12 protein-coding genes are annotated in these 13580 nt (G+C 41.1%); 7 read left to right on the top strand and 5 right to left on the bottom strand.

The features are described 5' to 3' along the window. The first annotated feature begins 15 nt into the window (after positions 1 to 15). The 3 genes from HMPREF1505_RS01505 to HMPREF1505_RS01495 are packed head-to-tail and all read left to right on the top strand — an operon-like array spanning position 16 to position 3777. Positions 16 to 1365, top strand: coding sequence for a DUF6080 domain-containing protein (locus tag HMPREF1505_RS01505; protein WP_036921483.1), 1350 nt, complete (start codon positions 16 to 18; stop codon positions 1363 to 1365). Positions 1366 to 1382: 17 nt separating this feature from the next. Beyond that, a complete protein-coding gene (locus HMPREF1505_RS01500) occupies positions 1383 to 2807 on the top strand; it encodes a DUF6080 domain-containing protein (protein ID WP_369758952.1) in 1425 nt (474 codons plus the stop codon). Positions 2808 to 2814: 7 nt separating this feature from the next. Next, the gene (locus tag HMPREF1505_RS01495) at positions 2815 to 3777 is read left to right on the top strand and encodes a glycosyltransferase (RefSeq protein ID WP_036921480.1); all 963 of its coding nucleotides are present in this window, start codon (positions 2815 to 2817) and stop codon (positions 3775 to 3777) included. Between the two features lie 11 nt (positions 3778 to 3788). Here the strand turns inward: HMPREF1505_RS01495 and HMPREF1505_RS01490 are convergent, their stop codons facing one another. Together HMPREF1505_RS01490 and HMPREF1505_RS01485 are read right to left on the bottom strand one after the other, a co-directional pair. Beyond that, on the bottom strand, positions 3789 to 5231 hold the full coding sequence (locus HMPREF1505_RS01490; protein ID WP_036921477.1) for a lipopolysaccharide biosynthesis protein: 1443 nt from the start codon (positions 5229 to 5231) through the stop codon (positions 3789 to 3791). 264 nt (positions 5232 to 5495) lie between these two features. Next, a complete protein-coding gene (locus HMPREF1505_RS01485) occupies positions 5496 to 6011 on the bottom strand; it encodes a hypothetical protein (RefSeq protein ID WP_036921474.1) in 516 nt (171 codons plus the stop codon). 307 nt (positions 6012 to 6318) lie between these two features. Here HMPREF1505_RS01485 and HMPREF1505_RS01480 point away from each other — a divergent pair, with 307 nt between their 5' ends. The 4 genes from HMPREF1505_RS01480 to HMPREF1505_RS01465 all read left to right on the top strand — a co-directional run bounded on the left by HMPREF1505_RS01480 (position 6319) and on the right by HMPREF1505_RS01465 (position 9963). After that, positions 6319 to 7149, top strand: coding sequence for a phosphorylcholine transferase LicD (locus tag HMPREF1505_RS01480; protein WP_036921472.1), 831 nt, complete (start codon positions 6319 to 6321; stop codon positions 7147 to 7149). A gap of 76 nt (positions 7150 to 7225) precedes the next feature. After that, positions 7226 to 7960, top strand: a complete 735-nt coding sequence (locus HMPREF1505_RS01475) for a 2-C-methyl-D-erythritol 4-phosphate cytidylyltransferase (RefSeq protein ID WP_036921470.1) — start codon at positions 7226 to 7228, stop codon at positions 7958 to 7960. Between the two features lie 54 nt (positions 7961 to 8014). Beyond that, entirely contained in the window at positions 8015 to 9064 is a 1050-nt protein-coding gene (locus HMPREF1505_RS01470; RefSeq protein ID WP_036921467.1) for an NAD(P)-dependent oxidoreductase, read from the top strand. Continuing rightward, on the top strand, positions 9061 to 9963 hold the full coding sequence (locus HMPREF1505_RS01465) for a hypothetical protein (RefSeq protein WP_036921464.1): 903 nt from the start codon (positions 9061 to 9063) through the stop codon (positions 9961 to 9963). Before HMPREF1505_RS01470 ends, HMPREF1505_RS01465 begins: the two co-directional genes overlap by 4 nt. A gap of 642 nt (positions 9964 to 10605) precedes the next feature. Here the strand turns inward: HMPREF1505_RS01465 and nadD are convergent. The 3 genes from nadD to HMPREF1505_RS01450 form a co-directional block, all read right to left on the bottom strand. Continuing rightward, positions 10606 to 11253, bottom strand: coding sequence for a nicotinate (nicotinamide) nucleotide adenylyltransferase (gene nadD, locus HMPREF1505_RS01460; protein WP_231480318.1), 648 nt, complete (start codon positions 11251 to 11253; stop codon positions 10606 to 10608). Between the two features lie 180 nt (positions 11254 to 11433). Beyond that, the gene (gene gmk / locus HMPREF1505_RS12750) at positions 11434 to 12537 is read right to left on the bottom strand and encodes a guanylate kinase (RefSeq protein WP_081722907.1); all 1104 of its coding nucleotides are present in this window, start codon (positions 12535 to 12537) and stop codon (positions 11434 to 11436) included. 92 nt (positions 12538 to 12629) lie between these two features. Continuing rightward, positions 12630 to 13508, bottom strand: coding sequence for a YicC/YloC family endoribonuclease (locus HMPREF1505_RS01450; protein ID WP_036921462.1), 879 nt, complete (start codon positions 13506 to 13508; stop codon positions 12630 to 12632). Between the last annotated feature and the right edge of the window lie 72 nt (positions 13509 to 13580).

Below are 13580 nucleotides of genomic sequence, written 5' to 3'. Positions count from 1 at the left end.
AATCAAAGCTACTCAATGCACATATTCAATATTTTCAAGGTGAAGAAAGAAGAACGCTGGCTGGCTTTTACCATGTTAGCAGTCTTTGTTACGTTCAATGCGATGGTGATAGCAAGTCACTATCACGTCTACACCATGGAAGCACATGGTGGATTTTGGAGTGTCTTTACCAAGAATTTTCGTATGTCAGGCTATGATTGCTGGTCGTGGATAACGGTCTCGGGAGGTCGTATCCACTTCGTTACTTCACGTCATCCGTTATATCTTACTTTTCTTTATCCGCTCTATCTGCTCAATGATTGGCTCATACAAAATGTAGGATACAACTTTGCTGTGTATTTCATGGCTGTCATCATTGTCTTTTCGGCATTCTATGCAGTACTCTTTATGTACCGTGTTTTCCGTGAAGTATTGGAGTTGAGACGGAAAGATGCAAGACTACTTACCTTGTTGTTATTCTCTTTTGGACACGTACTTATCCCAACCATGGTGCCCGACCACTTCGTTATTTCTTTGATGCTCCTCTCTCTGACACTTTACATCACGGGAAAGAAGATGAAGAAAGGAGAATTACTAACAGCTTGGCAATCGTTGGTTCTAACCTTCTTTACGGCTGGAATGGCAACGTCAAATGGGGTAAAGACCCTGTTAGCAGGCTTATTCACCAATGGAAAGAAGGTATTTACCTGTAAGTTTATTTCTATTGGAGTAGTCCTTCCATTACTCTTATTACTTGGTCTTCAACAGTCTCAATATTATCTTTTGGAGGTTCCACAGCAAGCAGTTGTGCGTCATATCGAAAGCGAAACACTGAAGAAAAACCCGCAGAAGGTGCTCGAACACAAGAAACAAAGGGATGAATGGCAGCGAACACACCTCGGTCAGCCTGTAGGAGATGGGGTGATAACGAAGTTGATGGATGTCTCTACGCCACGTATTCCAACCATTGTGGAGAACTTTTTTGGTGAGTCTATTCAGCTTCATCAGCGTTCGTTATTAAAAGATGTTTCGTGGGAACGACCTATCTTCGTGGAGTACAACTGGAGCGTGAATTATATCATCGAGGCTTTTGTAGTCCTCTTATTTATCGTAGGTATAGTGTTTAGCTATAAGCAACGGTTCTTTAAAATGCTTTTAGCTTGGTTTGCTTGTGACCTCACCTTGCATCTCATCCTCGGATTTGCCGTCACTGAAGTGTATATAATGACTTCAGGATGGGCATTCATTATCCCTATCTCCTATGGTTATTTACTGAAACGATTATCGTTGAAATGGCTAAAAATGATGCGTGTGGCGTTAATCATGCTAACCATCTACCTTTGGATTTACAATGCAGGACAGACAGTCTATTACTTAATGTCGTAAGCTTAATGTCGTAAGCTATGTGGATGAAGTTTATTAAAATAAGAAAAGACGAGCGTCTTTCGGTTTGTTTATTCCTCCTGTGGCAGCTTATTATGCACGCCACAGTGATTATTCCTTACTATTCGGTGTTCTCAAGAATATCAAAGGATTATCGGAAAAACATCCTCGATTGGTTCCATGTGTCAGGTTTCGACCCACTCACTTATTGCGTTGTTACCGACTGGACAACAGCCTACGATGTGCATAGACACCCTTTATTGGCTTTTTTCTACTATCCAGTCTATCTTATTAATCAGGGATTAATGAGCTTATTGGGTATTAACTGTGTACAGTTCTTGGTTGCTATCGTCCTTCTCATCAGTTCCCTTTATGCGTTCCTTTTAATGATACGAATAGGAAGAGAGCTCCTTCATCTCTCGCAACGAGAGTCTTCTGTACTTGCTTTTTTACTCTTCTCCTTCGCATACGTACTATTAGCAGCTATCTCACCCGACCATTTCATCTTGTCGTTATTTCTTATTCTCTTAGTGATTTATGTGACAGGTAAGCAGATGGCAGAGCATAAACCCTTGAAAAAATGGCAGACGATTGTCTTCTTTATCCTTACTGCTGGCGTATCACTTAATAATGGGTTAAAGGTGTTATTAGCTGATCTTTTCTCAAAGGGAAAGCGTTTTTTTCATCCTAAGAACCTCATTTTTGTTGTCATCTTACCTTCCGCAGCAATCTGGAGCTTTGGTCTTTGGGAGTACAAAACGTTTGTTGCCGATAGTGTCAATACACGAAAGGAACACGAAAAGAAAGCTGTTAAGGATGAGAAGACCAAGATGTGGAAAGAGTTCAGCGATACTACACATCTTAAAGATAGTAAACAGCAGACAGAAGCGTTTGCGTTACTATGGAAAAAACACCGAAAAGCGCAGCTGAAGGCAAAGTATAGCGCACCACAATATGCTCATTCTGGTACACCAGTGAGTAAACAACCGTTCTTGAACTGGACAGATGTGACTACTTCTCGCTGTGAGACCCTCGTTGAGAACCTCTTTGGTGAGTCCATACAGTTACACCAGAAGTACACGTTATGTGATGTTATTCGCGATCGCCCAGTCTTCGTTAGTTATAACTGGGTCGTAAACTATATTGTCGAAGGTCTTATCGTCTTACTCTTTTTAGGCGGAATCTGGGCTGGTAGACGTAGTAAGCTGATGTGGATGTGTTTGTCATTCTTCGCCCTTGACATGATACTTCATATAGGCTTAGGGTTTGGTATTAACGAGGTATATATAATGACAGCGCATTGGGCTTACGTCATACCGTTGTGTATAGGTTGCTTGATAAAGTCAATGAAAGGTGGGATTAGGCATGCTATCACCCTACTGACAGCCTTGATAGCTTTCTACCTCATTGTTTATAATAGTATGCTCGTCATCTTCACACTATAGTAAAGTTATGGAAAGCAAAGCCTCTGTATCAATAGTCCTCTGTACTTACAACGGTGAGAAATACGTGAGGGAGCAGATAGACTCACTGCTCGCTCAGTCTTATCCTATCCATGAGATTATCATTCAAGATGATGGTTCGACGGATCAGACATGGGAGATACTACAATCATATGCATCAAAACATGCTGTTATTCGTACTTTTAAGAATGAAGGCGAACATGGTGTTAATGCGAACTTTCTTTCTGCATTGCATCGTGCAACAGGTGATTACATTGCCATCTCCGACCAAGATGATATCTGGGAGAGGGATAAGATAGAGACACAGATGCGTTGTATAGGAGATAAGCTGCTATGTAGTGGACACTCACGCCCCTTCTCGACGGATGGTTCCTTTGCTTATTTCGACAACAGACCACGCAATGTGAATATCTTTCGAATGATGTTCTTAGGTCTACCGGGCCATACTTTATTATGTAAGCGTGCGTTGATTAATCTCTTACCACCTATTGAGAGTCCTGTTTTTAAGGTCACCCTTTACGATGCTGTATTGAGTATTATTGCCGCATCCTACGACAGTATCGTTTATTGTAATAAGGTGTTAGTTAATTTCCGACGCCATGCAGCGGCTACTACTTACAATGATTATAGTAGTAGTCTACCCTCATGGAGGAACGCTCTCACTGAGTTAACGTGGAGTCTGAACCATTATAAAGAGATACGTAAGAAGGTTGTTCCCATCTTTCAAGGTAAGCTTATGTTGATGGAGGGCTTACATTCAAATATACACGATTTCATCGAAGCCCGCGAAGCAATGCGAATGGAGACCAAGCAGGGCGTCTTTGCTTTCTTACGTTTACAATATCTACTAACGAAGAACTATAAGAAGCTCTTTCATACATCAGGTGGTGGACCTATTAAGCTACTTCGTGCTATGCTTTATCCTATCATGCAGTTGTACATGTACCACTAAGATTAAGGCTATTACCCTTTCTTACGATGAAAGTAATTGAGACACTCCTTTAGTGTTTGCGAACCTCCCAACTTCATAACGATATAATAGAGTAGGGCTGCCAAGACGACTCTCGTCAATAATAGAAGTAGAAGATTCTGTATCCATAAGGTAATGAGATAGGTTGAAATCATTACCGCCACGGATGTTAATAGATAAGGACATATATCTTTAAGGATATCTATGAAGCGTATTCCAATCTCTTTATGTGCAAAGAACTGCCACACACCCAACCAAAGGATAGTAATAGCTGTATAGACACTCACCATGAAGACGATTCCTTGTTGGTAACATAGGATAATGAGTCCTACCTGTGCTACGATTAATAAGACCGTACACCACATATAAACAGTAGACTTACCTCGACTGAGAATGAGGTTTTGATACATTGTATAAAAAGGTAGGAAAGCCCCGATAATACAAAGAATACGCAACAAAGGAATACTCTCTATCCATTTATCTGATATAAGAAGAATGATAAATTCGTGCGATATCATCGCTAATCCGAACATAGCGGGAAAGACCAAAAAGGCGGTAAAACGCATCATTTTTCTAAACACATTTACTTGCCTTTTGAGGTCATTATTCACCTCCACCAATACTGGTTGCGCTACTTGTGACACTGTTCCTGATACAAACGTGCTTGCCATTGTGTCCCACTTGAAGGCTTGAGAGAAGTTACCCACCACCTTTGCTGAGTATAAACGACCGAAGATAAAGGTTAGAATATTCTGACTAATCGTGTTGACAATCGTCGTCACAAGAATCTTATAACTAAAGGAAAACATCTTCTTCACAGGTGTAAAGTCGATGTGAAAAGAGGGTCGCCAAGGAATGATAAAGAAGCGCCACAGACTTGTAAGGCTGATATAAAGCACCTGCTGCCAAGCCAAACTCCAATAAGCATAACCCTTTAATGCTAAGATGATTCCTACCACACCCGAAACAATAAGGCAGGTGATACGCAGCAGAGCAGTCTCTTTGACCATCATGTTTTTAAATAGATAAGCTGATGGAGCTGTACCTAATGAAGAGAAGAGCAGTGATACAAATACGAAACGGGATAGATTGATAAGCTCTGAATGATGAAAGAAAGCAGCAATCAGAGGGGCTGAAAAGAAGAGAACGATATATGAAATCCAACCCATTATAGCACTAAACCAAAAGACAGAGTTATAATCATTATCCGTTGGACGTTCCATATTGGCAAGCGCAGTAGTAAATCCACTTTCCTGCAATGCCCCTGCAATCGCTGTAAAAACAGCTAACATTCCCATCAATCCATAGTCGGTTGCCGTGAGCAGACGTGCCAATAAGATTCCAATGACAATATTCAGCAGTTGCATTGTACCATTGTTCAATGCACCCCAAAAGAGTCCTTTGGCTGTTTTCTCCTTGAGTGTTTCTTTTTCCATTAGCTTTTGTATCTCTATGATACGCTGTTACTTATCTCCTCCTCAGAGTATGTTCTATCTTAAAAAGAGGTTAGCTGTCTTCTGCTATATAAAGTTTCCTTTGTGAAAGTATTTTTTATCATAAGTGTAGAAAGGGAAGATGTTATTTCTTCTTTCCCACCTTGATTGGCAGAATCCATTTAGCATGCAAATATAACGCTTTTCTTTTGAAAAGCCAAATCCTACATACTTTGGAATGATAAAGAGACTTTCCTACGGCTATATTTATCTCTTTTGCTTTTTAAGGAAGTCTTCAATAGCTGCTGTACTTTTTAAATTGGTCGTATCAACATCATGGAGTTCACTGAAATAGACTTCATGATAGAATGGACCACAGTGTTCCATAATCTGTATCTTATCCATCTGTGTTGCGAATAGTGCTTCAATAATTGTTACCTGATACTTATCGTCTTCAAACGTTATCTTAGTTGAATCATTTTTTAAGTTCCCCAACCAACCAAAGAGTAATTGCACAATAATAATGAAAGGAATACTCACCCATAACATGGTATACAAACAACCTATAGCGGCATTACCATCTTCCTTCCACCTCCGCTTGATATAGCGGATAAGGAAGAAAAGCAATATCCAAGGTAAAGTGTAGACAACTATGATATCCGCATTACTCCTTAACTTCCAAGGTGATATGCAATTGATTACCAGCCATACTACCTCAAGCCACAATACATAACCTAAGAGTTTTCTGATTATCCAATAAATCTTATACTTTCCAGTCAACATTCCCTCTATAAGTGTAATCTCTTTCTATGTTTAATACGATTAGTAACAACCTCATTTACTGTTTTTAATTGGCGTGTAATTACTCCGCACATATGGTGCGGAGGGCAAACACCATTGGTGCTAAGCGTAAACACCACTCGTGCGGAGGGCAAACACCAACATTAACAGCAATCAAGTAAGCACCTAATTACCTCTGCAAAGATAAGTATATTCGTTCGAATCATGAAATCAAAACATAAGTTTTTATAGAGAGAGAAGGCGAAGTCATAATCTTTTATTATCTTTGCAACAAGTATATTAACGGAAAATGATTGAAACTTTCAACACAGGAGAGACACAAGAAAGCCTCCGACAGGAATATAACCCAGACGGCTCTGTGCTAAGAAAAGCACAGTTGCGACTTCTCGACATGGCTATCTATCTGCAAGAAACAGCGAAGAAGATAGGTGTTCCTTGCCGACTTGATGGCGGAAATGTGTTAGGGGCAATGCGCCATGGGGGATTTATTCCTTGGGATGACGACATTGATATGGTTGTAGACTACAAGGATTTCAAACGTCTCTGTGATTATTTGAAGGCGCATCCACACCCTCAATTCGTCTTACAAGACAACGACACGGACCCTGGTTTCTATAAGGAATGGGCTTGTCTGCGTGATTTAAAGAGCGAGAACAGAAGTCATGATAATCAGCAGAGTGCTGACCGAAGAATGCATGAGGCGCAGAAGTTTAGAGGACTTCATGTAGACATCTTTCCCTATGAGGGTAATATGATTCCTTGGTTACAGCGTTTGGCAGCAAAACTATCGGTCAATGTGAATACAAAGTTAGCCGGTCGTTATCCTCTCTTGGCACAAATAGCTTATAAGTCCCTACATGTCATTGTCTTTCCAGTGTTCCGATTGGTAGGAAAACTGTTTGGTAATCCCGACCTCTATATGCACTCTTACGGTGCATGGTTTTATGAGCAGAACCCGCGTCGTTGCATGATACCACATAAAGATATCATCTTTGAAGGTCATACCTTTGAAGGGCCAGCCGATGCTGATGAGTTATGTCGTATCGCCTATGGGAACTATATGGACTTGCCGCCAAGGGATAAGCGTGATAGACACAAGATAGATGTTGTCTTTAAGTAGTAAGACGATACGGTAATGTACGTGTCAGCAGACGGCGATACCGCCATCTTATAATAACAATAAGCCAAATATAATTATGAACATAGCAGTAATCTTTGCAGGAGGTTCTGGACTACGAATGCACACGAAGTCGCGCCCTAAGCAGTTTCTTGACCTAAACGGAAAGCCGATAATCATCTATACATTAGAGTTATTCGATAATCATCCAAACATAGATGCTATCGTAGTAGCATGTATTGAAAGTTGGATTCCTTTCCTTGAGAAGCAGCTCCGTAAGTTTGAGATTAATAAGGTTGTGAAGATTATACCAGGTGGAAAGTCTGGACAGGAGTCTATCTACAAGGGACTGTGCGCTGCAGAGGAATATGCACAGAGTAAGAGTGTAAGTAATGAAGAGACAATCGTTCTTATTCACGATGGTGTTCGTCCGCTCATAACAGAAGAGACGATAACAGATAACATTAAGAAAGTTGAAGAAGTCGGGAGTTGTATCACTTGTATCCCAGCAACAGAAACACTTATTGTGAAGCAGGATGACGATGCTTTGGAGATTCCTTCACGTGCCGATTCGTTCATTGCTCGTGCACCACAGAGTTTCCGTTTGGTCGATATAATAACTGCTCATCGACGCTCCTTGGCGGAAGGAAAGGCCGATTTCATCGATTCTTGTACGATGATGAGCCACTATGGGTATAAGTTAGGGACGATTATCGGTCCAATGGAGAATATTAAGATTACAACCCCAACAGACTTCTTCGTGCTGCGTGCGATGGTGAAGGTGCATGAAGATCAGCAGATATTCGGATTGTAAAGGTGTTGTTATGTGTCGATGGAACGGGGATTTTTATAACTTTATAGGGTGAGAATGAAGGAAAGAATACTAAAAGAAGATATAAGCTATTTTGCAGATACGTTTCCTTTCTCAGCAGCATTGGAAGGGAAGACGATAGCTGTAACGGGGGCAACTGGCTTGTTGGGTGCATGTATGGTACGTTGCCTGTTGGCTCTACGCACAGAAAAAGGTATCAACTTACACGTGGTGGCTGTTGTAAGGAACGTGCAGAAAGCAGAGAGAATGTTTGGTCAGGTAAGCGATGAAATCAGCTATTATTCCTATGACTTCTCTTGTGTTGAACCATTCGCACCTACGAAAAAGATAGACTACCTCTTCCATTTTGCTGCTCCGACAGCTTCAAAAGATTTCGTTGAACACCCTGTAGAGACTATGAATACTGTCTATGGCGGTATGCAAAACCTATTGTCTTACGCTCATCAGCATGGTGTAACTTCGATGGTATTAGCCTCAACGTTAGAAGTCTATGGTACTGTCACTGACGACCGACACCCACTCACAGAAGACATGCAGGGCTATCTTGACCCAATGGCAACTCGTAGCAGTTATCCGTTAGCAAAGAGAGCTGCCGAGGCATTGTGTCATAATTATGCAGACGAGTACGGTGTTCACGTGAAAGTGGCACGTTTGGCACAGACTTTCGGTGCTGGTGTGAATGGTAATGACAATCGTGTCTTTGCGCAATTTGCACGCAGTGTTATGAAGAACGAGGATATCATTCTACATACGACAGGCGAGCTTAGTCGTTGCTATTGCTATACGATAGATGCCGTTACGGCAATGCTGTATATTCTCTTGCGTGGTAAGGATGGCGAAGCATACAATGTAGCAAATGAAGACACTTATATCTCTATCCGTGAGATGGCAGAGTTCGTTGCCTCGACGTTTAATCCTCAGAGTGTGAAGGTGGTGATACAGCCACAAGAGGGGTTAGGATATTCGCCAACAACAAAGCTCAGACTTGCCACACAGCGTATTCAGGAGTTAGGATGGAAAGCGCATTTTGGGTTAAAAGAGATGTTCCGTCGACTCATCCTTTCAATGGAGGAAGAACTGGTATGAGTAATTTTCTGCAACGGATAAGAGAGAGTCTTTTTCATGTCTACTACCGAAAAGACTTGCGAAGATGGGAGGGCGACCCTAAGAATGAGCTGCCTATCTATGGTGTTTATCATGTCATGTTAGACACTGGATGGGAGCCATTGGTGAGAAGGCAGATTGATAATCTACGTAAGAGTGGTCTGCTGGATGCGACAACGACTTTCTTCGTGAGTTGTATAGCAGGCAATCAAGCAGATGTGGAGTGTTTGAAGCGTATTATCAATAGTGATAAACTCGTGATAATATCCAATGTCACTGACCCTAAGCGGTATGAGTACCCTGCTTTAGAGTTCATTAAGCAACTGTCTGAAAGGGAGGATAGTCTCTTCTATTACTTCCATACGAAGGGTATCTCTTACCAGTCGCTAACCTCTAACGACCGTCTCTTCTGCTCTTTTAAGAAGAAGATAGAGGCTTGGAGAGAGATGTTGGAATATTTCATCTTTGATAAATGGAAGGTTGCCGTGAATGTTCTGAATGAAGGATACGATACCTATAGCTGTTATCGATGGCCACCACGAAACTATACAATGTATTCTGGTAGTTTCTGGTGGGCAAGGTCGGCTTATATAAGGACACTACCAAATTTTGATAAAGCGGTTATTTCTACCAATCGTTTCTATTCTGAGGTATGGCTTTTTGAGCGAAACCATCGACAGTTCTCGGCATTTGACACAATAGCCGACCTCTACTTCGTAAGGATTCCTCGTTCTATCTATACGGACGAGCAGACAAAGTGGTTTGATAAGGTTTGCTTCTCGTTTACTTATAATATGCGGAAAATAGAAAAGCATATCTTCAAATACAATTATAAGAAACGGTGTCAGAAACGTTTCCAGAAACTTAAGAATGAGATATAATATAAGGTGATGGATTGTTTAGAGAGCTTTGTTCTCACTCAACCCTACTCGTTGTCGATAATTATTCTTTTATTTGTAAGCTCTTAGGGCTGGGGACTAATATGCGCTCCCAGCCCTCTTGTTTGTTATTCTTCCTTATTACCTCTATTTGATATGAGAATTATTTTCCTGTCATATCTGTCATCCCTTATATGCGTTTAACATCTTGATAATCAAAAGGAATCATCCAAATGTTAAAATGACAGCAACTAAAACTAAAATTAAATTGGGGTAATAGTCGTGTTTATCTTCCTTATTTAGATAGGTATGATGACTCCCTTTCTGAGGAGAGTAACTTTTTCTAAGTATTATGATATTTGTATATAGAGCGGATAAGGGAGAATAAAATGAATTGTAAGTTTAAATAAGATTTATCGGTTTGTGTCTTTGAGTTCGCTGTGCAAGTTCTACAAGCGAAGAACAGGAATTATAGCTACCGCATTTAGAGTAACAAAGAGTTGATGTTTGACTTTTGAAAGGGTGAGATAATAGGTGAAGGAGACAAGTGTAGGTTAGTAAAACCATCCTATTATTAGTCGGTTATTTGCTCGTCTGTATATAATATGGATAATCTACTATTGTAAACTGCTCTTGTGAAACAACTTAATATAAGCGCTGAACATCAGAGATGATCGTTGTAGGTACCAGACCATCGATAGCTTTTCCTTGGCTTACTCGTTGGCGTATATCTGTACTGCTGATATCAATAAAAGGTGTTTGAAGAATAGTGACACCATGGGGCAGTGACGTTTCTGAGATTCTTTGGTTGTGTCGTGGATAGACTACGATAGGGTAGTGAGTGAGGATATCCTCTGCATGATACCATCGGTCGAAGGCTTCCCAATTGTCACCACCAACGAGAAGTGTGAAGCGATGAGTGGGGAAGTCATGGCTGAGATGCTGTAGGGTTTTCCAAGTATAAGAAGGTTTCGGAAGTTGGAATTCATAGTCCGAAGCCTTAAAATGGGGGTTGTCAACAGTAGCTTTACGTACTAATTCCAATCGAAGGTGATCGGCTAAAAGTTGTTGGTTTACCTTGAATGGGTTTTGAGGTGATACCATAAACCAAACCTCATCTAATTTTTCTTTTTCAAGAAAGGCTTTGGCAAGGGCTATATGTCCGTTGTGGATGGGGTTGAATGAACCACCAAAGATGCCGATGGAAGCCTCCCCCGATGAAGGGATAGCCTCCCCCAACCCCTCCGAAGGGAGGGGAGTGCTAATAGGAGTGAAGTGAGATGATGGTTTCATAATGGTGTAATGGGCTTTAGAACCTATAAGTATTAGCAGTGCTATATGTTCTATTCATTATAGAAAATATAGGCATTATTAGAAATGGTTCTTTTACTATTTGCAATCTATTAGGGCTCCCCTCCTATTACTTCCCTTCGGTCAGTGACCGTTGGTTCGGAGGGGTTGGGGGAGGCTTTTTTATCCCTCTAAGAACGCCTTTACAACCTCATAAGTCTCTTGCTTTGCTTTCTCAAGGTCGTCATTTACGATTATCTTATCGAATTTTTCAGCGAAGGTAAGCTCCTCTGAAGCCTTAGCAAGGCGGTTTTCAATAGCCTCTGCACTATCAGTTTGTCTACCAACAAGGCGACGGCGTAGTTCTTCTACTGATGGAGGTTGGATGAAAAGACTTAAAGCACGATCGCCATAGAACCTCTTGATGTTACAGCCACCCTTCACATCAACATCGAAGATAACATTCTGTCCTGCTGCAGACTGGCTCTCTACCTGTGATTTTAACGTGCCATAAAAGCGGTCCTCGTAAACCTCTTCATACTCAAGGAACTCTCCATTAGCAATCTTCTCTTTGAACTGTTCTGGTGAAAGGAAGATATATTCTACACCATCCTGCTCCGTACCACGTGGTGCACGGGTAGTACAACTGATAGAAAAAGCCAACTTTAGTTCAGGATGTTCTTTCATTAACCACTGAACGATGGTACTCTTACCTGCACCAGAAGGAGCAGAGAGGATGAGTAACCTCCCCCCACCCCTCCGAGGGAGGGGAGTGCCTAACGGACAGTCGTGGGACGTGTTAGAAGACGATGTGATGTTAGAAGTGTCTTCCTGTATCTTAGTTTCTGGTGTTATATTAGCTGATTTGTTTTCAGATGAAAGCTTGTTCATAGCTGTTTTTATTTTGTTTAATACTTTATTGAGATTGTGCAGGACTTCCTCGTTGGTGAATCTAATGATATGAAAACCGAAAGTCATAAGGTAAGCATCTCGTTTTTCATCGCTTAATTTCTGTTCTTCTGCGAGGTGATAATCTCCGTCAACTTCTATTATAAGATTTAATGAAAGACATATGAAGTCAGGGATATAGTCATAGATAGGATGTTGTCGGCGAAAGCGTACACCTAATTGTTTTCCCCTAAGGTATTCCCATAAAAGTGCCTCTGCCTCAGTAGGATGTTTCCTATTATATTTTGCATTTTGACAAAGTAGCTGATAAGTAGAAGCAGCATTTGTTTGATAATGAAAACTTCCAAAGTAGCTATGTTTCCCGTCTATCTTCTTCATAGCAGCTACTTATCTGTTTATAGGTTTTAATACTCGTTGCAGACTATATTCTTTTTGGCACTCCCCTCCTTTGGAGGGGTTGGGGGAGGTCCTTACAACGCATTCAAAACCTGTTCCTTTATCTGCTCCAGCTCGTCCTTCATCTTAACAACGATGTTCTGCATCTCTGCTTGATTGCTCTTAGAGCCAGTAGTATTGATTTCGCGTCCCATTTCTTGTGCGATGAAACCGAGTTTTTTGCCAACACCATGACCACTCTCTTTCATTGTTTCATGGAAGTATTTGAGGTGGTTTGTCAGTCGCTGCTTCTCCTCGTTGATGTCAAGTTTCTCAATATAATAAATCAGTTCCTGCTCAAGACGGTTCTTATCGTAGTCTACCTCTGGAATCTGTTTAAGACCATCGATAATCTTTTCTCTAATCTTTGGTACACGACTCTTTTCAAAAGGTTCGATGCTCTTCAAAAGGTTAGCAATATTGTCAATCTTCTCAGTAAACTTCTTTTGTAGAGCAGCTCCTTCCTGTTTGCGGAATTCGGTGAGCTTTTCAATAGCCTCGTTGATAGCCTGCTGTGCTATTTCCCATTCCTCGTCATCTAAAACCTCAACTTCAGTCTTTGCTGTTACGTCAGGAAGACGAAGAAGTGTAGTAAACCAATCCTCAGGTTCTGGGATACCAGTAGATGCAGAGATTGCCTTAATCTGTTTATAATAGTTCTCTACCAGAGCAGCGTTGATAGGAGTGGCGTCAACAGTTGACTCCTTTTCAACCCATAGGGAGAAGTCAACTTTACCGCGCTCCAGCTTCTGTGCAAGGAGACGACGGATTTCCATTTCCTTTTCTCTGTAGAGAGGTGCGATGCGTGCTGAGAGGTCGAGTGACTTACTATTAAGTGATTTCACCTCAACATTGATTTTCTTTTCCTTGTAGGCTACAACAGCTTTGCCATAGCCAGTCATTGATAGTATCATGAGCTTTTCGCGTTAATTTTTTGCAAATGTACAAAAAATGTGGAATAAAAAGAGTATATTTGCAAGTTATTT

Source organism: Prevotella sp. ICM33 (assembly GCF_000517825.1).
In the GTDB taxonomy this organism is placed as follows: Bacteria; Bacteroidota; Bacteroidia; order Bacteroidales; family Bacteroidaceae; genus Prevotella; species Prevotella melaninogenica.
This window is presented reverse-complemented; position numbering and strand designations above follow the sequence as displayed.